Source organism: Streptomyces sp. NPDC090083 (assembly GCF_044747445.1).
Taxonomy (GTDB): Bacteria; Actinomycetota; Actinomycetes; order Streptomycetales; family Streptomycetaceae; genus Streptomyces.
The window spans coordinates 242,102-261,333 of the sequence record NZ_JBIVED010000007.1; the positions used below are offsets into that span (position 1 = coordinate 242,102).

A 19,232-nucleotide genomic window follows, 5' to 3' on the forward strand; every position below is an offset into this window, starting at 1 on the left:
AGCATTCCCTTCTGCCAGAAGCATTCCCTTCTGCCGTGGGCCTCTCTCCTGTGGCTCTCGCCTGTGCCTGTCTTCTGTGCCTCTCTTCTGTGGCTCTCGCCTGTGTCTCCTCCCACCGCCAGGTCCGCGTACGACGGGAATCCGCCACATGTCGAGTACGTCCCCCACCCCGCTCCGCCGCGGCCTCGGCCCGCTGCTCGACGCGGCCCGCGCCTGGGCGAGACCCGCCTCCCGCACCTCCTCGCGGCCCGTCGCGACCACCGGCCCGACGCACCCTGACCGTGGCCTGCCGCATCATGGGCCCTGTGCGACTGGAAGCGATCACCTGGGACCGGCTCGGCGACCTCCTCGCCGAGCGCCTGCTCGACCTGAAGCCGGCCGACGGCAGCCCCTGGCCGCGCGTCGCCCTCGACGGAGCCCCGGCGGCCCGCCCCGGCGACCTCGCCGAACGTGTCGCGGAAGCGCTGCGCGTCCGCGGCCGTCCCTCGCTCGTCGTCGACACCGGGGGCTTCCTGCGCCCCGCCTCGCTGCGTCTGGAGTACGGACGCCAGGACGTCGAGGCGTACTACGACGGCTGGTTCGACACCCGTGCCCTGTGGCGCGAGGTCTTCGGCCCGCTCGAACCGGACGGCGACGGCCGCGTCCTGCCCGACCTGTGGGACCCGGTCGCCGACCGCGCCACCCGCAGCCCCTACACCCAACTCCCGCCCGGCGCCGTGCTGTTGCTCCACGGTCCACTCCTCCTTCGCCATTGGTTCCCCTTCGACCTGACCGTCCACGTCCTCCTCTCACCCGGTGCCCTGCGCCGCCGCACCCCCGAGTCCGAGCACTGGACCCTCCCCGCCTTCGAGCGCTACGAGGAGGAGACCGACCCGGCCGGCACGGCGGACGTCCTGGTCCGCGCCGACGACCCACGTCACCCGGCGTGGGGCGGGTGAGCCGGCGCGGGGCGGGTTCACCGGGCGAGGAACGGGTCCCGCGGGTGAGGAGCGGGTTCACCGGGTGTGGAGCGGGTCCGTCGGGTGTGGCGCGGGTCCGCTGCAGGTGAACGGGGTGATCCGGGGTGGTCCGGAGCGCGCCCGCTCACTCGCGCACCGGAATCCGGATCCGTCCGGGTGCGTCCGTCCCGTCGCGCGGCGAGAATGTAGGGCGCCGGGACTAGCGGAACGTTCTGTGCCGCGCCGGCCGTCCGGCACCGGGAGGTACTTCATGACCACCGCCGGAGACATCATGCACCGGGGCGCCCAGTGGATCCCCGCCCATGAAACCCTGGACCGCGCCGCCCAGCTGATGCGCGAACTGGGCGTCGGAGCCCTGCCCATCAGCGACGAGAACGAACGCCTCTGCGGCATCCTCACCGACCGGGACATCGTCGTCGGCTGTGTGGCCATGGGCCACGACCCGGCCAGGATCACCGCCGGCGAGATGGCCCAGGGCACACCCCGCTGGATCGACGCCGGCGCCGATGTCGGCGAGGTGCTCCAGGAGATGCAGGGGCACCAGATCCGTCGGCTCCCCGTCATCGACAACAAGCGCCTCGTCGGCATGATCAGCGAGGCCGACCTCGCCCAGCACCTGACGGAGGAACAGCTCGCCGGCTGGGTCGAGAGCGTCTACGCCCGCAGCGGCATGCGCTGAACCACCGGACGGCTCCTGCCCGGCGGCCTCCGCTCACAGCCAGCCGTTGCGCCGGAAGCCCCGGTACAGCGCCAGACACGCCACGGTTATCACGCCGAGCACCAGGGGGTAGCCGAACCGCCAGTGCAGCTCCGGCATGTGGTCGAAGTTCATGCCGTACACACCGCACACCATCGTCGGCACGGCGATCACCGCGGCCCAGGCCGTGATCTTGCGCATGTCCTCGTTCTGCGCGACCGTCACCTGCGCGAGGTGCGCCTGAAGGATCGAGTTGAGCAGTTCGTCGAAGGACGCGATCTGCTCCTTCGCGCGCAGCAGATGGTCGGAGACGTCCCGGAAATAGGCCTGTATCTCCGGTCCGATGATCCGCATCGGCCGGGTGGCCAGCTCCTCCAGCGGGCGACTGAGCGGCACGACCGCCCGCTTCAGCTCCAGGAGTTCGCGCTTGAGCTGGTAGATACGGCCCGGGTCGGCCCGCGCGCCGTTCTCCGCGAACACGTCCGTCTCCACCTGGTCGATGTCTGCCTGCACCGAGTCCGTGACGCTCAGATAGTCGTCGACCACGTGGTCCGCGATCGCGTGCAGCACCGCGGCCGGGCCCTTGCCGAGCTGCCCGGGGTTCGACTCCAACTCCTCGCGCAGCGGCCCCAGCGAGCCGTGCCGTCCGTGCCGCACGGTGATCACGAAGTCGGTGCCGACGAACACCATGATCTCGCCGGTGTCCACGATCTCGCTCGTCGCCGTCAGCTTCTCGTGCTCGACGTAGCAGACCGTCTTGAACACCGCGAACAGCGTTTCGCCGTAGCGCTCCACCTTCGGGCGCTGATGCGCCTCGACCGCGTCCTCGACCGCCAGCGGGTGCAGGTCGAAGAGCTCGGCGATGCCCGCGAACTCCTCGTTCGTCGGCTCGTGCAGGCCGAGCCAGACGAAGCCGTCGTCCTTCTTGCGCACCCGCTCGACGGTGTCCACCAGATCGCCGGCGGCGGGGATGCGGGCGCCGTCGTGATACGCGACGCACTTCACCACCGAGGAGCCCAGCGGTGACCGGGCGTGGTGGCTCAGGTCGACCCGCGGTCGCCGCCGGGCCAGCCGTGCCACCTTGCGGAGGCCGCCGACCCTGCTCAGGCCCGTGACCTTCCGAAGATTCCCTGCCATGGACATCCGGATCTCCTTGCGTGGATCCCCTCGCATCGCATTTCTGCGCCTTGGCGTGCCAGTTTGCCAGGCCTGTGTGAGCCGCGGGTAAGCCTGTGGGAACGGAATCCTCCGCTTTGTTCCCGCCTGTGGACGAAGCCGTGGACGACACCGTGGGCGAACCGGTGCGGGGCGGTAGCGAGGGGGTCGGGGGCCGGTGCGGGGTCGTGGTTGAGGGGGTCGCGGACCGGGCCACGCCCCTGCCGCAGTCCCACCACGCCTCTGCCCCAAACCCCGACCACGGCTCACCACAGCCCGGGCCGCGCCCACCGCGAGCGGAGTTCGCCGCTCCCGACAACCGGAGCGTCGCCCCCTTCCGGCAAGCGGGGCAACTGGGATGATCGCGGCATGACGCGATCCGACGGGTATCTCCTCGACAACCGGCAGTCCGAGGCGGGACAGCGCTTCGACGCCTTCGCCACGCTCTTCGACCCCACCACGTTCCGGCACTTGGAGGGGTTCGGCGTCGGACCCGGCTGGCGCGTCTGGGAGGTCGGCGTCGGCGGCACCTCGGTGGTGTCCTGGCTGGCCAAGAAGGTCGGCCCGACCGGGAAGGTCCTCGCGACCGACATCGACACGTCCCAGGTCGCCTCGGCCGCCCGCCCGCCGATCGAGGTGCGCGTCCACGACGTGGGCGCGGAGGAACCGCCGGGGGAGGGCTTCGACCTCGTGCACGCCCGCCTCGTACTCGTCCATGTCCCGGACCGGGAGCGGGCGTTGAACTCGATGATCGCGTCCCTGCGCTCCGGTGGCCGCCTCCTGATCGAGGATGCCGACCCCGCACTCCAGCCGCTGCTCTGCCCCGACGAACACGGCCCCGAGCAGCAACTCGCGAACCGTCTCCGACACGGCTTCCGCGAACTCCTCGCCGCCCGCGGCGCCGACCTCTCCTACGGCCGCCGACTCCCGCGCCTGCTCCGCGAGGCCGGCCTGCGCCGGGTGGAGGCCGACGCGTACTTCCCGGTCACCTCACCGGCCTGCGCCGCGCTCGAATCCGCGACGGTCCGCCAGATCCGCGATCAACTCGTCACCGCGGGCCTCGCCACGGACGAGGACATCGACCGCCACCTCGCCAACGTCGCCTCCGGCTCGATGGACCTCGCGACAGCCCCGATGATCTCGGCGTGGGGGCGGAAGGCGTAGGCAGGGAGCGGGATTTGACGTCGGGGGGCTGTCGTGAGGGGGAGGGTGGGCTGCGGGTTTGGTGTGCGGGTGGCGATGGCGGTGCGGGTGCCGGTCGCGGTTCGCGTCCCGCAGCCCATGCGTCCTACGCTCCCGGCCGGCCTCCCACCCGTTCCACCGCCCGCGCCCCGGCCCGGCACCCCTCCCGTGCCGCCTCCTCCGGTCCGGCGCCCGTCAGCAGCGTCGCGAGGAACGCCCCCGTGAAGGCGTCCCCGGCTCCCGTGGTGTCCCGGGGCTCGGCCGGTTTGGCGGGCACGCGTGCGTGGACCGTGCCGGAACGGGCCACGAGGGCTCCTTCGGCGCCCTGTTTGGTGACCACCAGGGGGACATGACGGCTCAACTTGGCCGTCGCGTCCACCGGATCGGGCAGGCCCGTCAGCAGACAGGCCTCGTCCCGGCTCGGCAGCAGGACGTCCACCCCCTCGACGAGCGCGAGGAAACGGTCCACGCCCAGCTCCATCAGGAACCCCGCCGACGCCGGATCCAGACTCACCGGCACCCCACGCGCGCGTGCCGATTCGATCGCCGCGGCCACCAGCGCCCGGCTCGGCTCCGAGAACAGCAGATACCCCGACAGATGCAGCCGTACGACGCCGTCGAGCAGCGTGTCCGACCAGTCACCGGGGTCGAGCCGCAGGGACGCGCCGCTGTCGGTGAGGAACGTCCGCTCGGCCGACGCGCCGGTGTCGACCAGGCAGATCACCGTCCCGGTCGCCGCCTCCGGATCGACGACGAGACGGGGCCGTACCCCGGCGGCGATCAGCTCCCGTTCGTGCCACGCCGCCGCGTCCTCGCCCACCCGCCCGAGCAGCCGTACGTCCGCGCAGCCCCAATGGGCGGCCCAGCAGGCCACGTTGGCGCCCGCGCCGCCCGGCACGGTACGGATCGTGGCGGCGGTGTCCGTGCCCGGGGCGAGCGGGCCCCGGTGCCGGGCGACGACGTCCGTCACGACGTCCCCGACGACCAGGAGGGCGCCGTCCGGCCCCGTCGTCACGCCTCGGCCCAGGCCGCCGCGATCCGCCCCGCCAGCCGTACGTTGCCGCGTACGGCCGCCAGGTTGGCGGACAGGGAGGCACCGTCGGTGTGCTCCACCAGGTAGCCGAGCAGGAACGGGGTGACCGCCTGGCCGGTGATGCCCTCCGCCTCGCACGCGTGCAGCGCGTCGGCGAGCACACGCGCGTGCAGCGCGGGATCCAACTGCTCGTCCTCGGGCACCGGGTTGGCGACGATCAGCGTCGACTCCGGGGCGTCCAGCGCGTCCTGGGCCCGCATCACGGCCGCGACCTGCTCGGGGGTCTCCAGGGTCCAGTCCACCGGGTGACCGGAGTCGGAGAGGTAGAAGCCGGGGAAGCGGTCCGTGCCGTACCCGGCGACCGCCACACCGAGCGTCTCCAGGCGCTGCAGGGTCGCAGGCACGTCCAGGATCGACTTCACGCCCGCGCACACCACCGTGATCCGGGTGGACGCCAACAGGCCCAGGTCGGCGGACTCGTCCTGTGTCACCGTCCACTCCCGGTGCACCCCTCCGAGGCCGCCGGTCGCGAACACCCGGATGCCCGCCCGCGCCGCCAGCAGGGCCGTGGCGGACACCGTGGTCGCCCCGCTGGCCCCGGCCGCCACGGCGAGCGGGAGGTCGCGGTGGCCCAGCTTGCGAATGCCGTCCTCGTTGGCGACCCGCTCCAACTGCTCCTTGTCCAGGCCGACATGGGGCCGACCGTCCAGCACGGCGATCGTCGCGGGGACGGCGCCCTCCTGCCGTACCGCGTCCTCCAGTTCGAGTGCCACCCGCAGATTGCGCGGGCGCGGCAGCCCGTGCGCGATGATCGTCGACTCCAGGGCCACCACGGGTCGACGCGCGTCGATCGCCTCGCGTACTTCCTCGGACACCACCAGCACCACGGGCCTCCTGTCGTTCGGTTCTCCCTCATCCCTGGCGGGCGCCGCGCCCGGTCAAACCCCCGTGGGCTGTGGGAGACACCACCGGTCCCCGACGTGGAAAAAGGGGGCCACGCGTGCGTGGCCCCCGCTTTCCGTGCGTCAGACCGGGCTCACGCCCGCCAGCGTGCTGTGCGGATCGAGCACGTACTTGCGGCTGGCGCCCTGGTCGAACTCGGCGTAGCCGCGCGGCGCGTCCTCCAGGCTGATCGGCGTCGCGTTGACGGCCTTGGCGATGTGCACGCGCTCGTGCAGGATCGCCATCATCAGACTCCGGTGGTACGTCATCACCGGGCACTGACCCGTCGTGAACGCGTGGCTCTTGGCCCACCCGAGGCCGAGCCGCACCTTCAGGGTGCCGCTCTTGGCGTCCTCGTCGATCCCGCCGGGGTCGGCGGTGACGTACAGCCCGGGGATGCCCAGGGCACCGCCCGCGCGCGTGATGCCCATCAGCGAGTTGAGGACCGTCGCCGGCGCCTCCGGGGCGTCCGGGCCGTGCGCCCGCGCCTCGAAGCCGACCGCGTCCACCGCGGCGTCCACCTCGGGCTCGCCGAGGATCTCGGCGATCTGCTCCCCGATGTCGCCGCGCGAGACGTCGACGGTCTCACAGCCGAAACTCCGTGCCTGGCCGAGGCGTTCGGCGTTCAGGTCGCCGACGATGACGACCGCGGCGCCCAGGAGCTGCGCCGACGCGGCCGCCGCCAGTCCGACCGGACCCGCCCCGGCGACGTACACCGTGGACCCGACCCCGGCGCCCGCGGTGACCGCGCCGTGGAAACCGGTCGGGAAGATGTCCGACAGCATCGTCAGGTCGAGGAGCTTCTCGCGTGCCTCGTCCCGGTCCGGGAACCTCAGCAGGTTGAAGTCCGCGTACGGGACCATGGCGTACTCGGCCTGACCGCCGACCCAGCCGCCCATGTCGACATAGCCGTAAGCCGCCCCGGGGCGGGCCGGGTTGACGTTCAGGCAGATGCCCGTCTTGCGTTCCTTGCAGTTGCGGCACCGCCCGCAGGCGATGTTGAACGGTACGGAGACGATGTCGCCCACGTCGATGAACTCGACGTCCGGACCCCGTTCGACGACCTCTCCGGTGATCTCGTGTCCGAGGACCAGCCCCTCGGGCGCGGTCGTCCGGCCGCGCACCATGTGCTGGTCGCTGCCACAGATGTTGCTGGCGAGCACTTTCAGGATCACACCGTGCCGGACCTTGCGGCCGACGTTCTCGCGTGCGACTCCCGGCCCGTCCTGCAGTTCGAGCGTCGGGTAGTCGATGGTCCTGACCTCGACCGCTCCCGGCTTGAGATACGCGACTGCCCTGTTCCCGCTTCCACTCATACGTGTTCGCCGTCCCTTCGGCTCCGATCCCCCGGATGCCAGTGGCTGTGCGCGCGCACGGCGGAGTCTGCTACCGGCTCGGCCTCCCGGCCACCCTTCGCGGGCCATCGGAAACCGGGATCTTCCGGGAATGCGGAAAAGGGAACAGCGCGTCACGGGCACCGCACCCCGCCCTCCGACTGCGGTCCAGGCGTCCACCCGGGGCAGCTGCGCCCGCACGCGCGCGTGAAGACGGTTCTCACCCATGCGACCTCCCCCTGTTCCCCCTTGGCGGCAGAGTCGTCCGCCCGAGCGCTCAGAACAGCGGCTCGGGCAGCACCCCCTCCAGAGCCAGCAGCTTCCGCTTCGTCTCCAGGCCGCCCCCGAACCCGCCGATGCCGCCGTCGCTCTCGACGACCCGGTGGCACGGCACGACGACCGGCAACGGGTTGGACCCCATCGCCACCCCGACCGCCTGGGCCGCGCCCGGCTGTCCGACCCGCCCGGCCAGATCGCCGTACCCGACGACCGCGCCGTACCGCACGCCGGACGCCAGCTCGCGCAGCACCTGGCGGTTGAAGCCGGAGATCAGGGACCAGTCGAGCGGCAGGTCGAAATCGCGCCGGTCACCGGCGAAGTAGGCCTCGACCTGACGTATCGGCTCGGCCAGCAGCGGGGAGTCGGGTGCTTCGGCCGGCTCGGTGCCCAGCCGGGACGCCAGCCGGTCGAGGGCCTTGTCGCGCACCGCGTCCGTCGCGTGGAACACGACGTTGACCAGGCCGTCCCGTGTCGCGGCCAGCAGCAGCGGACCGATGTCGCTGCCGACGACGGTCCACACGACCCGCTGCTCGTTCTGCCCATGGCTGTCCATGCGCCCACCGTACGACCCGGCACTGACAACGCCCCGCGAGCGGCCTCAGAACCCGTACAGCGCGGACCGCACCACGTCCGGCTTGTTCGTGATGAGCCCGTCCACGCCGTACCCGGTGACCTTCCAGGCCGTGGGCGCGTCGTCGACGGTCCAGGCGTAGACCTCCATCGGACGGCCGTGCGGACCCATGTGCCCGTGCACGGCGGAGACGTAGCCCAGGGAGATCGATCCGTACGACGGGTTGATCAGGTCCGTGTAGGCGGCGTAGGTGTTCAGGGCGGACACGGCGGGGGTGCCCAGGAAGGCGGTCCTGATGGCGGGCTTCAGGTCGTGCACGATGTGGATGCTGTCCGCGCTGAAGCTCTGCACGATCAGCCGGTCGTCCAGGTGGTCCTGGTCCAGCCACCCCTCGTTGCCCAGCAGCTTGAGGGTCTGCTGCTCGATGCCGGGGTACAGCTCCGGGTTCTTGATCTCCAGGAGCAGGCTCTGGTCGTTGTGCTCCACCTCGCGCATGTACTGCGTGAGGGTGGGCACGCGCGTCCCTGTGTACGCGGGACCGAACCAGCTTCCCGCGTCGAGGCGGGCGATCTCGGCGGCGGTGAAGTCCTTCACCTTCCAGGGAGCTCGATGAGGGAACACCTTCTGGACGTCGGTGGTGCGCTTCAGGCTGTCGTCGTGGATGACGACGAGTTCGCCGTCCTTGGTGCGCTGGACGTCGTTCTCGACCCACCGGAAGCCGAGCCCGGCCGCCTTGTCGATGGAGGCCAGGGTGTTCTCGGGCGCGTAGGAGGACGCGCCCCGGTGGGCGACGACGGTGGGCCACTGGGCCGCGTCCCCTGCCCGGGCGACGGGAGAGGGGAGCAGAAGGGCGGCGGCCCCCAGGAGTGCCGTGGTCGAGGCGGCGACTGCGCGCAGGTGCATGCGTACTCCTCGCATCGAGCGATCACATACGGCTCGGGAATGACAGCGGAACGTCACTACCCGTGGGGTACAGGATGGACACAGAATGGATGGAGTTGCCCAAGTCCGCTCACCGGTGCCGCACAACTGGGGCAAGGTCGTGATTCTTTGCCGCAAAATCGTTCGACCATTCCGGTGCGGGTCATACTCTCTGCGTCGACCCTGACCGTTCCCGCGGTCCCGGGGGTGGGTGCGATTCAGAAATTCCGGGACGGAACAGGGCGGAAGGGTAACTGCGCATGCAGGGCACGGTCGACGGATTCAGCTACGGACTCGTCACACCGCTGGTGGCCTACCTCATGGCGTGCCTCGGCGGCGCCCTCGGCCTGCGCTGCACCACCAGATCGATGCTCGTCACCCAGTCCTGGCGCCCCGGCTGGCTCGCCCTCGGATCCGCGGCCATCGGCTCCGGCATATGGACGATGCACTTCGTCGCGATGATCGGGTTCTCGGTCCGCCAGACACCGGTCCACTACGACGCACCGATGACCTTCGCGAGCCTCGCCGTCGCCATCGTCATGGTGGGCGTCGGGATCTTCATCGTCGGCTACCGGGGGGCCAGGGGGACCGCGCTGTTCACCGGCGGCACCCTCACCGGCCTGGGCATCGCCTCCATGCACTACCTGGGCATGGCGAGCATGCGCCTCAACGGAACACTCGAATACAACACGTTCACCGTGGTCGTCTCCGTCGTCATAGCGGTCGTGGCCGCGATCAGCGCCCTCTGGGCGGCCGGACAGGTCCGCGGCTTCCTCTGGAGTGTGGGCGCGAGCCTCATCATGGGACTCGCCGTCACCGGCATGCACTACACCGGCATGGCCGCCCTCACCATCCATGTCCACGGCACGGCCGCGACCACCGACGGCGTGTCGGCCGCGTCCCTGCTCGCGCCCATGATGATCGGCCCCCTCGCCTTCCTGCTCCTGGCGGGCGTCGTCGTGATGGTCGACCCGCTGATGGTCATGGGCAAGCCCGCCCGGATCCCCGTCGAGCACAAGCCCGGCGTCCCGGCCGGAGCCCTCGTCCCGCACCCGCGCCGCGCCCCCGTCCACGCCGGCCGCGACCTCGCCCACCGCCGCTCCCGGACCCCGCAGAACCGCTGATCCGACCCCGTTGTCAGTGGGGGGTCGTACGGTTGGTTCCATGCGGCCCGTTTCTCACATCGAACGTACGGTGGCGCCTTTCGAGGTCGTCAGCCCCTACCAGCCCAGCGGCGACCAGCCGACGGCCATCGCCGAGCTGGCCCGACGCGTCGAGGCAGGTGAGAAGGACGTCGTCCTCCTGGGCGCGACCGGCACCGGCAAGTCCGCCACCACCGCGTGGATGATCGAGAAGCTCCAGCGCCCCACCCTGGTGATGGCGCCGAACAAGACCCTGGCCGCCCAGCTGGCCAACGAGTTCCGCGAACTCCTGCCGAACAACGCCGTCGAGTACTTCGTCTCGTACTACGACTACTACCAGCCCGAGGCCTACGTCCCGCAGTCGGACACCTACATCGAGAAGGACTCCTCGATCAACGAGGAGGTGGAGCGCCTGCGCCACTCCGCGACCAACTCGCTGCTCACCCGCCGCGACGTGATCGTGGTCGCCTCGGTCTCCTGCATCTACGGCCTCGGTACTCCGCAGGAGTACGTGGACCGCATGGTCCCCCTCAAGGTCGGCGACGAGGTCGACCGCGACCAGCTGCTGCGCCGCTTCGTCGACATCCAGTACACGCGCAACGACCTGGCCTTCACCCGGGGCACCTTCCGCGTCCGCGGCGACACCATCGAGATCTTCCCGGTCTACGAGGAACTCGCCGTCCGCATCGAGATGTTCGGCGACGAGATCGAGGCCCTCTCCACCCTCCACCCACTCACCGGCGAGATCATCAGCGAGGACGAGCACCTCTACGTCTTCCCGGCCTCCCACTACATCGCCGGCCCCGAGCGCATGGAGCGGGCGGTCAACGACATCGAGAAGGAACTCGCCGAGCGGCTCGCCGAGATGGAGAAGCAGGGCAAGCTCCTGGAGGCCCAGCGCCTGCGCATGCGGACCACCTACGACCTGGAGATGCTCCGCCAGATCGGCTCCTGCTCCGGCGTCGAGAACTACTCGATGCACTTCGACGGCCGTCAGCCCGGCTCCGCGCCGAACACCCTGATCGACTACTTCCCGGAAGACTTCCTGCTCGTCATCGACGAGTCGCACAACACGGTCCCGCAGATCGGCGCCATGTACGAGGGCGACGCCTCGCGCAAGCGCACCCTCGTCGACCACGGCTTCCGGCTGCCCTCCGCCCTGGACAACCGCCCCCTGAAGTGGGAGGAGTTCCAGAAGCGCATCGGACAGACCGTCTACCTGTCGGCGACCCCCGGCAAGTACGAGCTGTCCCGCGCGGACGGCGCCGTCGAGCAGATCATCCGTCCCACCGGCCTCATCGACCCCGAGGTCGTCGTCAAGCCCACCGAGGGCCAGATCGACGACCTGGTGCACGAGATCCGCAAGCGCACCGAGAAGGACGAGCGGGTGCTGGTCACCACGCTCACCAAGAAGATGGCCGAGGACCTGACGGACTACTTCCTGGAGCTCGGCATCCAGGTCCGCTATCTCCACAGCGACGTCGACACGCTGCGCCGCATCGAGCTGCTGCGCGAACTGCGCTCCGGCGAGTTCGACGTCCTGGTCGGCATCAACCTCCTCCGCGAGGGCCTCGACCTCCCCGAGGTGTCCCTCGTCGCCATCCTGGACGCCGACAAGGAGGGCTTCCTGCGCTCCGGCACCTCCCTGATCCAGACCATCGGCCGCGCGGCGCGCAACGTCTCCGGACAGGTCCACATGTACGCCGACCGGATCACCCCGGCCATGGAGAAGGCCATCGAGGAGACCAACCGCCGCCGCGAGAAGCAGGTCGCGTACAACACGGAGCGCGGCATCGACCCCCAGCCGCTCCGCAAGAAGATCAACGACATCGTCGCGCAGATCGCCCGCGAGGACGTCGACACGGAGGAACTGCTCGGCTCCGGCTACCGCAAGTCCAAGGACGGCAAGGGCGCCAAGGCCCCCGTGCCCGCCCTCGGCAAAGCCGCGAAGAACGCCAAGACCGCCAAGGGCAAGGCCAAGGACGGCGCCCCGACCGACCGCCCCGCGGCCGAACTCGCCGAGCAGATCGAGGAGATGACCGAGCGCATGCGCGCCGCCGCCGCCGACCTGCAGTTCGAGGTCGCGGCCCGACTGCGCGACGAGGTGCACGAGATGAAGAAGGAACTGCGTCAGATGAGGGAGGCGGGCCTGGCCTGACCGGCCCGGGCGGGCCGCCGGACCTCGGGATACGCGCGCTGTGTTGCAAGACCGACACAAAGTCCGATGCGGGGTTCGGCACTGTCAGTGGCGCTGCGTAGGGTTCTGGGCATCCGCGGATTCCGCGGCAACAGGGGACAGTTCGAGAGGGGAACAGCCGTGACGGTCAACATGGCCAAGGGCCAGGCCATCAGTCTGCAGAAGAACGACGGATCCGGGCTGACCGCGGTGCGCATGGGTCTCGGCTGGCAGGCGGCTCCCCGGCGCGGCCTGTTCGGCTCGCGCACCCGGGAGATCGACCTCGACGCGTCCGCCGTGCTCTTCGCGGACAAGCAGCCCGTCGACGTCGTGTTCTTCCGCCACCTGGTCAGCGACGACGGCTCCGTGCGCCACACCGGTGACAACCTCGTCGGCGGTGTCGGCCAGGGCGGCGACGACGAGGCGATCCTCGTCGACCTCGCGCGCGTGCCGGTCCACATCGACCAGATCGTCTTCACCGTGAACTCCTTCACGGGCCAGACGTTCCAGGAGGTGCAGAACGCGTTCTGCCGTCTGGTCGACGAGACCAACGGCCAGGAGCTGGCCCGCTACACGCTGGCGGGCGGCGGCCAGTACACCGCCCAGATCATGGCCAAGGTGCACCGCACCGGCTCGGGCTGGACGCTGACGGCCCTCGGCACACCGACCAACGGCCGTACCTTCCAGGACCTGATGCCGGCGATCCTGCCGCACCTGTAGGACGGCCCGGCGCACACGACACGACACGGCTGAGCAGGGGGACGAGAGCGATGGCAGCCGAGCTGGTGCGGGGGCAGAACCACCCGCTGTCCCATGTGCGTCTGGAGATCCGGGTCGCGGCCGGCAAGCCGGTCGTGGCCGCCGCCACGCTCGGCGACGAGCACGGCAGGATCCACGGCGTCGAGTGGGTGGCCCACCCGGGCACACCCACTCTGCCGGGCCTGGAGGTCTCCAAGCAGGCGGCCGCCGACCACCGCCTCGCGGTGGACCTCGGCGCCATGCCGGAGGCCGTGCACCGCGTCAGCGTCCTCCTCGCCCTGCCCCCCGGCGCCGAAGGCCCCACCCGCTTCGGCGCCGTCGCCGCGCCCTTCGTGGCGGTCACCGGCCTCGACGGCACCGAGGTCGCCAGTTACACGATCACCGGCCTGGACGCCGAGTCGGCGGTCGTGGCCCTGGAGCTGTACCGCAGACACGGCGCCTGGAAAGTGCGCGCCGTGGGCCAGGGCTACGCGGGCGGCCTCGCCGAACTCCTCACCGACCAGGGCCTGCCGCAGGCCCTCCAGCTGGCCGGCGGCATCAACGAAGCGGTGGCCCAGGGCCTCGCCCGCTCCGTGGCGGCACCCCCGCCCCGCACCCCGGACACCGACCGCACCCGCCAGACGGCCACCCCGGCCCTCGGCCCCGAGGGAAGCGGCACCACGACACAGGGCGCGCCCGGAGCCGTAGGACCGCAGGCGGGTTCTTCCTATGGGGCGCAGGGAGGCCCGCAGGCCGGGTATCCCGGTGGTGCGGACGGCGCCGCCGCCCAGCCCAGTGGGTCCGCGGCCGGTGGGCCGATCGACTACAGCCATCCGCGGCGGCAGACAGGAGCGCCGCCGCAGCCCGCGCCGGCCGTGCCGCCGAGCGCGCCGGGGCAGCCCGCGCGGCCCGTTGCCGGGGACGCGACGGGATGGTCGATGGAGGAGCGGCTCTACAACCAGGTGTGGGGCATGTTCGAGGACCTGGCGCGCACCATGTCCGCGTACCGCAGCGCGGTCGACTTCGCGGACTCGCGCATGGAGAAGGAACTCGACCAGGCCCTGTCCGACCCACGCAGCCGGATCGGCGGTCAGGGCGACGCGGCCCGCGAGGCGGCGCAGGCCAAACACGCCCAACTCGTCGACCAGGCACGGGCCGCCCTCGACCGGGACCTCGACCAGCTGGTCGCCGAGGCCGACGTGGTCGAACCCGCGCTCCCACCGGCGTTCGCCGGCTGGGACAGCCCGGTCTGGCACGGCTACCGCGTCCCGATGGAGATACCCATGGCCCTGCGCCTGGGCGATCTCCATCTCCCGGAGAGCCCCGAGCTGCGTATCCCGATGCTGGTGCGGCTGCCGTTGGAGCGCGGCCTGTGGATCGACAGCGGAAGCCGGGAGTCGCTCGACGGCTCGTTCGCCGACTCCCACGAGCTGCGGCGCCTCGCGCTGGACACGGCCGTGGCGCACGCGGCCCGGCTGCTCGCCGTCTACCCGACGGGCGAGTTCGCCGTGCACGTCATCGACCCGGCCGGTTCGGCGGCGCAGGCGCTGGCCCCGCTGGTGCAGACGGGTGTGCTCGCGGCGCCGCCCGCCGCGGGTGCCGCCGGTGTGACGGACGTCCTGAGCCGGCTCACGCAGCGGGTGGACCTGGTGCAGATGGCGGTGCGCGGGGGTGCCGCCGACGCGCTGCCGCCCGGTCTGGACACGGCCGAGCAGCTGCTGATCGTCAACGACTTCCCGCACGGCTTCGACGACCGGGCCGTGACCCAGCTCCGCTATCTCGCGGACGAGGGCCCGGCCGTCGGCGTCCATCTGATGATGGTCGCGGACCGTGAGGACGCGGCGGGCTACGGCCCGTTGCTCGACCCCCTCTGGCGTTCGCTGATGCGACTCACCCCGCTGCCCGACGACCACCTCGCCGACCCCTGGGTCGGACACGCCTGGACGTACGAGCCGTCGGTCGTACCGCCCGGCAGCCACGTGCTGCGACAGGTGCTGACAGCGGTCGCGACCGCTCGCACCAAGTACAGGTAAAGATCCCTGAACAGCGGTTTTTAACTTTCTTTTGCCAATCGCTTTACTATTCCTTGGTGATTGGGGTACTGTCGTCCGTACGGAGGGGAGTACTCCCTATCTGCTGCGGCGTACCCGTCAATACGGATCAGGCCAGATCCCGGGGCGTCGGCCCTGGGCGCCCGTCCAAGGTGGAAGAGACCTCCGGTAGCGACGACGCTGACCATTTGCCGTTAATACCGCCGGAGGAGCAGTAGTGGATGTTTCCGTGACCCTGTGGGTCCTGACCATCGTGGGGCTGGCGACCCTCATCGCGGTCGACTTCTTCATCGGCCGCAAGCCGCACGACGTGTCGATCAAGGAAGCCGGGATCTGGACGATCGTCTGGATCGCCCTCGCCGGACTCTTCGGACTGGGCCTGCTCATCTTCGGGGGCGGTCAGGCGGGCGGCGAGTTCTTCGCGGGCTTCATCACCGAGAAGTCGCTGAGCGTCGACAACCTCTTCGTCTTCGTCCTGATCATGGCGAAGTTCGCCGTGCCCTCGCAGTACCAGCAGCGAGTGCTGCTCGTCGGTGTCCTCATAGCCCTGGTCCTGCGGGCCGTCTTCATCGCGGCCGGCGCGGCCATCCTCGCCAGCTTCGCGTGGGTCTTCTACATCTTCGGCGCCTTCCTCATCTGGACCGCCTGGAAGCTCATCCAGGAGGCCCGCGCCGACGAGGAGGACGAGGAGTTCGAGGAAAACAAGCTCCTCAAGGCCGCCGAGCGCCGCTTCGGCGTGGCCGACCGCTACCACGGCACCAAGCTGTGGATCCAGGAGAACGGCAAGCGGGTCATGACCCCGATGCTGGTCGTGATGCTGGCCATCGGTACGACGGACGTGCTGTTCGCGCTCGACTCCATCCCCGCGATCTTCGGCCTGACCCAGGACCCGTACATCGTGTTCACGGCCAACGCCTTCGCGCTGATGGGTCTGCGCCAGCTGTACTTCCTCATCGGCGGCCTGCTCAAGAAGCTGGTCCACCTCAGCTACGGCCTCTCGGTCATCCTCGGCTTCATCGGCGTCAAGCTGGTGCTGCACGCCCTGCACGAGTCGGGCGTCCATGTCCCGGAGATCAGCATCCCGGTCTCGCTGGGCGTGATCTGCGGTGTCCTGATCGTCACCACGATCACCAGCCTGATGGCCAACAAGAAGACGGCGGCGGCCGAAGCGGCCGGGACCCGGGCCGAAGGCACCCCGAAGGACAGCATCGACGCCTGACCCCGATCACGTCCGACGCAGGACGACGACGTAGGAAAGTCGCCGGAAACCGAGCACCGGGAGCACGCACCATGAATCGCCGATCACCGCTCCCGGTGCTTCGTCGGATACCCGCCACCCGCGTCGGGATGACGCGGGACGAGCCCGCCGGCGCCGGAATGCGGGCGCCGAACGCCTCTGCGAGGATCGCGTCATGATCACTCGGCTCAGGCCGCTCACCACCCAGTGGACGACCGTCGTACCGGTGCTCGCAGCCGTCCTCCTGGTCCTCACCTGGGGGCGGAAGGACCTGCCCGGTGTCGTCGTCGCCCTGGTGACCCTGGTCCTCGCCGGCGCCGTGCTCGCCGCGGTGCACCACGCCGAGGTGATCGCCCACCGGGTCGGCGAACCCTTCGGCTCCCTGGTCCTCGCCGTCGCCGTGACGATCATCGAGGTCGCCCTGATCGTCACCCTGATGGCCGACGGCGGCGACAAGAGCTCGACCCTCGCCAGAGACACCGTCTTCGCCGCCGTCATGATCACGTGCAACGGCATCGTCGGCCTGGTCCTCATCGTCGCCTCGCTGCGCCACGGCACGGCGGTCTTCAACCCCGAGGGCACCGGCGCCGCCCTCGCCACCGTGGCGACCCTCGCCACACTCAGCCTGGTCCTGCCGACCTTCACCACCAGCAAGCCGGGCCCGGAGTTCTCCGGCGCCCAGCTCACCTTCGCCGCGCTCTCCTCACTGGCCCTGTACGGCCTCTTCGTGGCCACCCAGACCGTGCGGCACCGCGACTACTTCCTGCCCGTCTCCCACCAGGGCGAGACGATCACCAAGGACCTCCACGCGGACGCCCCGTCCGCCCGCACCGCCCTGATCAGCCTCGGCCTGCTCGGCCTCGCCCTGATCGGCGTGGTCGGACTCGCCAAGGGCGTCTCACCGACCATCGAGTCCGGCGTCGAGGCGGCAGGCCTGCACCATGCCGTCGTCGGCGTGATCATCGCGCTGCTCGTGCTGCTCCCCGAGACCATCGCGGCCCTGCGCTCCGCCCGCCGCGACCGGGTGCAGACCAGCCTCAACCTCGCGCTCGGCTCCGCGATGGCCAGCATCGGCCTCACCATCCCCGCCGTCGCCCTGGCCTCCATCTGGCTCTCCGGGCCACTCGTCCTCGGCCTCGGTTCGACCCACATGGTGCTGCTTGCCCTGACCGTCGTGGTCAGTTCGCTGACGGTGGTGCCGGGGCGGGCGACACCGCTCCAAGGCGGCGTCCATCTGGTGCTGTTCGCGGCCTATTTGGAGCTGGCGATCAATCCTTAGCGCGTGGGCCTCGGACGGCCGCGCAAACGCCTGAGCAGGTGGGCGAGGCACCTTGTCCGTCGACGTAAACGCTCGCACAAGCGTTTACGCACTCGGCCGATGTCCGTCCTCGGCCCGTCAGCCGGCCGTTCTCCGCCCGTTCTCCGCCCCTCAGCCGTCGCGCACGCCCTCACCCTGCGACCGGCTCCGCCGCCACCGCCCCCACCGGCCGGGTCTCCGGCAGGAGTGCGAAGCAGCCCAGGCTGAAGAGCGCGATTCCGGTCAGATAGGCGCCCACGCCCCAAGGGACGCGCCCGCCGTGCTCCGCGAGGGCCGTCGCCACGATCGGGGTGAGCGCGCCGCCGAGGACCCCGCCGAGGTTGTAGCCCACGGCGGCTCCCGTGCAGCGCACCCGCGGCTCGTACAACTCCGGCAGGTACGCACCGACCACGGCGAACATCGTCACGAACGCGAGCAGCGCGCCCAGGAACCCGGCGAACATCAGCAGCGGCGCACCCGTGGCGAGCAGCGCGACCATCGGGAACATCCACAGCGCGGCGGCCGTGCACCCCAGCAGACACAGCGGGCGGCGCCCGTAGCGGTCGCTCAGCAGTGCCACCAGCGGGGTCAGCGAACCCTTCACCACCACGGCGGCCATGATGCAGGTCAGCATGACGGTACGGCTCACCCCGAGCCGCTCCGTGCCGTAGGCGAGGGACCAGGTCGTGACCGTGTAGAAGACGGCGTAGCCCACCGAGAGCGCGCCGGCGGTCAGCAGGACCAACCTCCAGTGCTCGCGCACCACTTCGGCGAGCGGCACACGCGCGTGGTCGTCGAGTTCAAGGAACCGGGGGCTCTCCACGAGCGACGAACGCAGCCACAGTCCGCCCAGCGCCAGCACCCCGGCCACCCAGAACGGCACCCGCCAGCCCCACTGCGCGAACTGCGCGTCGGTCAGGGTCGCCGACAGCGTGAGCATCACGCCGTTCGCCAGCAGGAACCCGACCGCGGGCCCGATCTGCGGAAAGCTCGACCACAGTCCGCGCCGCCCGGCCGGCGCGTGCTCCGCGGTCAGCAGCACCGCCCCGCCCCACTCCCCGCCGAGCCCGAGGCCCTGCAGAAAACGCAGCACCAGAAGGAGCACGGGAGCGGCCACCCCGATCGAGCCGTACGACGGTACGCAGCCGACCGCGACGGTCGAGGCGCCGGTCAGCAGCAGCGACGCGACGAGGACCGGCCGCCGGCCGCGCCGGTCCCCGAAGTGCCCGAACAGGATCGAGCCGAGCGGTCGTGCCACGAAGCCGACCCCGAACGTCCCGAAGGCCGCCAGTGTCCCGGCCACCGGTGAGAACGTCGGGAAGAACAGGGGGCCGAGGACCAGGGCCGCCGCCGTGCCGTACACGAAGAAGTCGTAGAACTCGATCGCCGTGCCGGCCAGTGAGGTGGCCGCGAGGCGTGGCATGGACGGGGGTCTTACCGTGCGTACATCATGCATGCCGCGTCAACTACCCACAGTGAGCAACGGTTACGGGGGCGCGTGGTGGTGCGGAGGTGGCG

Annotated in this window: 16 protein-coding genes; 9 read left to right on the forward strand and 7 right to left on the reverse strand. The window is 70.7% G+C overall.

Translation table 11 applies throughout. The features are described from left to right. Positions 1-305: 305 nt before the first annotated feature. Both ACIPTO_RS25410 and ACIPTO_RS25415 read left to right on the forward strand, forming a co-directional pair. Positions 306-938, forward strand: a complete 633-nt coding sequence (locus ACIPTO_RS25410; RefSeq protein ID WP_401195821.1) for a uridine kinase — start codon at positions 306-308, stop codon at positions 936-938. A 271-nt stretch (positions 939-1,209) separates the two neighbouring features. Further along, on the forward strand, positions 1,210-1,638 hold the full coding sequence (locus ACIPTO_RS25415; protein WP_266767579.1) for a CBS domain-containing protein: 429 nt from the start codon (positions 1,210-1,212) through the stop codon (positions 1,636-1,638). 33 nt (positions 1,639-1,671) lie between these two features. Here the strand turns inward: ACIPTO_RS25415 and corA are convergent, their stop codons facing one another. Beyond that, positions 1,672-2,799: a magnesium/cobalt transporter CorA gene (corA, locus tag ACIPTO_RS25420; protein ID WP_366319581.1), complete on the reverse strand. Its 1,128-nt coding sequence runs from the start codon at positions 2,797-2,799 to the stop codon at positions 1,672-1,674. A gap of 381 nt (positions 2,800-3,180) precedes the next feature. Between corA and ACIPTO_RS25425 the strand changes: the two genes are divergently transcribed. Continuing rightward, complete coding sequence (locus ACIPTO_RS25425; RefSeq protein ID WP_366319580.1) at positions 3,181-3,975, forward strand: methyltransferase domain-containing protein; 795 nt, start codon at positions 3,181-3,183, stop codon at positions 3,973-3,975. 124 nt (positions 3,976-4,099) lie between these two features. Here the strand turns inward: ACIPTO_RS25425 and ACIPTO_RS25430 are convergent, their stop codons facing one another. The 5 genes from ACIPTO_RS25430 to ACIPTO_RS25450 all read right to left on the reverse strand — a co-directional run bounded on the left by ACIPTO_RS25430 (position 4,100) and on the right by ACIPTO_RS25450 (position 9,055). Beyond that, positions 4,100-5,008 (reverse strand): carbohydrate kinase family protein, encoded by a 909-nt coding sequence (locus ACIPTO_RS25430; RefSeq protein WP_401195824.1) that lies wholly within the window; start codon positions 5,006-5,008, stop codon positions 4,100-4,102. Continuing rightward, on the reverse strand, positions 5,005-5,913 hold the full coding sequence (locus ACIPTO_RS25435) for a pseudouridine-5'-phosphate glycosidase (protein ID WP_401195827.1): 909 nt from the start codon (positions 5,911-5,913) through the stop codon (positions 5,005-5,007). Before ACIPTO_RS25435 ends, ACIPTO_RS25430 begins: the two co-directional genes overlap by 4 nt. Positions 5,914-6,051: 138 nt before the next feature. Continuing rightward, positions 6,052-7,284 carry a formaldehyde dehydrogenase, glutathione-independent gene (gene fdhA, locus ACIPTO_RS25440; RefSeq protein ID WP_401195829.1) on the reverse strand — a complete coding sequence of 411 codons (1,233 nt, stop codon included), beginning with the start codon at positions 7,282-7,284 and terminating at the stop codon, positions 6,052-6,054. Between the two features lie 295 nt (positions 7,285-7,579). Then, complete coding sequence (locus tag ACIPTO_RS25445; RefSeq protein WP_401195832.1) at positions 7,580-8,134, reverse strand: methylated-DNA--[protein]-cysteine S-methyltransferase; 555 nt, start codon at positions 8,132-8,134, stop codon at positions 7,580-7,582. Positions 8,135-8,179: 45 nt separating this feature from the next. Continuing rightward, positions 8,180-9,055 carry a glycerophosphodiester phosphodiesterase gene (locus ACIPTO_RS25450; RefSeq protein ID WP_401195835.1) on the reverse strand — a complete coding sequence of 292 codons (876 nt, stop codon included), beginning with the start codon at positions 9,053-9,055 and terminating at the stop codon, positions 8,180-8,182. A gap of 278 nt (positions 9,056-9,333) precedes the next feature. On the opposite strand from ACIPTO_RS25450, the gene ACIPTO_RS25455 reads away from it, so the two are divergent. The 6 genes from ACIPTO_RS25455 (at position 9,334) to ACIPTO_RS25480 (ending at position 17,696) form a co-directional block, all read left to right on the forward strand. Continuing rightward, positions 9,334-10,197, forward strand: coding sequence for an MHYT domain-containing protein (locus ACIPTO_RS25455; RefSeq protein ID WP_401195838.1), 864 nt, complete (start codon positions 9,334-9,336; stop codon positions 10,195-10,197). 40 nt (positions 10,198-10,237) lie between these two features. Further along, entirely contained in the window at positions 10,238-12,373 is a 2,136-nt protein-coding gene (uvrB, locus tag ACIPTO_RS25460; protein ID WP_366319566.1) for an excinuclease ABC subunit UvrB, read from the forward strand. Between the two features lie 159 nt (positions 12,374-12,532). Further along, positions 12,533-13,111 (forward strand): TerD family protein, encoded by a 579-nt coding sequence (locus tag ACIPTO_RS25465; RefSeq protein WP_366319564.1) that lies wholly within the window; start codon positions 12,533-12,535, stop codon positions 13,109-13,111. A gap of 50 nt (positions 13,112-13,161) precedes the next feature. Continuing rightward, positions 13,162-15,162 carry a TerD family protein gene (locus tag ACIPTO_RS25470; RefSeq protein WP_401195842.1) on the forward strand — a complete coding sequence of 667 codons (2,001 nt, stop codon included), beginning with the start codon at positions 13,162-13,164 and terminating at the stop codon, positions 15,160-15,162. A gap of 235 nt (positions 15,163-15,397) precedes the next feature. Continuing rightward, positions 15,398-16,399, forward strand: a complete 1,002-nt coding sequence (locus ACIPTO_RS25475) for a TerC family protein (RefSeq protein WP_401195845.1) — start codon at positions 15,398-15,400, stop codon at positions 16,397-16,399. Positions 16,400-16,592: 193 nt separating this feature from the next. After that, entirely contained in the window at positions 16,593-17,696 is a 1,104-nt protein-coding gene (locus ACIPTO_RS25480) for an ionic transporter y4hA (RefSeq protein WP_366319558.1), read from the forward strand. Between the two features lie 169 nt (positions 17,697-17,865). Here the strand turns inward: ACIPTO_RS25480 and ACIPTO_RS25485 are convergent, their stop codons facing one another. Beyond that, positions 17,866-19,137: an MFS transporter gene (locus tag ACIPTO_RS25485; protein ID WP_401195848.1), complete on the reverse strand. Its 1,272-nt coding sequence runs from the start codon at positions 19,135-19,137 to the stop codon at positions 17,866-17,868. Positions 19,138-19,232: the final 95 nt, after the last annotated feature.

Coding starts and splice junctions, on each gene's coding strand:
- ACIPTO_RS25415 (WP_266767579.1), top strand. CDS start 1,210: ATGACCACCGCCGGAGACATCATGCACCGGGGCGCCCAGTGGATCCCC.
- corA (WP_366319581.1), bottom strand. CDS start 2,799: ATGTCCATGGCAGGGAATCTTCGGAAGGTCACGGGCCTGAGCAGGGTC.
- ACIPTO_RS25425 (WP_366319580.1), top strand. CDS start 3,181: ATGACGCGATCCGACGGGTATCTCCTCGACAACCGGCAGTCCGAGGCG.
- fdhA (WP_401195829.1), bottom strand. CDS start 7,284: ATGAGTGGAAGCGGGAACAGGGCAGTCGCGTATCTCAAGCCGGGAGCG.
- ACIPTO_RS25445 (WP_401195832.1), bottom strand. CDS start 8,134: ATGGACAGCCATGGGCAGAACGAGCAGCGGGTCGTGTGGACCGTCGTC.
- ACIPTO_RS25450 (WP_401195835.1), bottom strand. CDS start 9,055: ATGCACCTGCGCGCAGTCGCCGCCTCGACCACGGCACTCCTGGGGGCC.
- ACIPTO_RS25455 (WP_401195838.1), top strand. CDS start 9,334: ATGCAGGGCACGGTCGACGGATTCAGCTACGGACTCGTCACACCGCTG.
- uvrB (WP_366319566.1), top strand. CDS start 10,238: ATGCGGCCCGTTTCTCACATCGAACGTACGGTGGCGCCTTTCGAGGTC.
- ACIPTO_RS25470 (WP_401195842.1), top strand. CDS start 13,162: ATGGCAGCCGAGCTGGTGCGGGGGCAGAACCACCCGCTGTCCCATGTG.
- ACIPTO_RS25480 (WP_366319558.1), top strand. CDS start 16,593: ATGATCACTCGGCTCAGGCCGCTCACCACCCAGTGGACGACCGTCGTA.
- ACIPTO_RS25485 (WP_401195848.1), bottom strand. CDS start 19,137: ATGCCACGCCTCGCGGCCACCTCACTGGCCGGCACGGCGATCGAGTTC.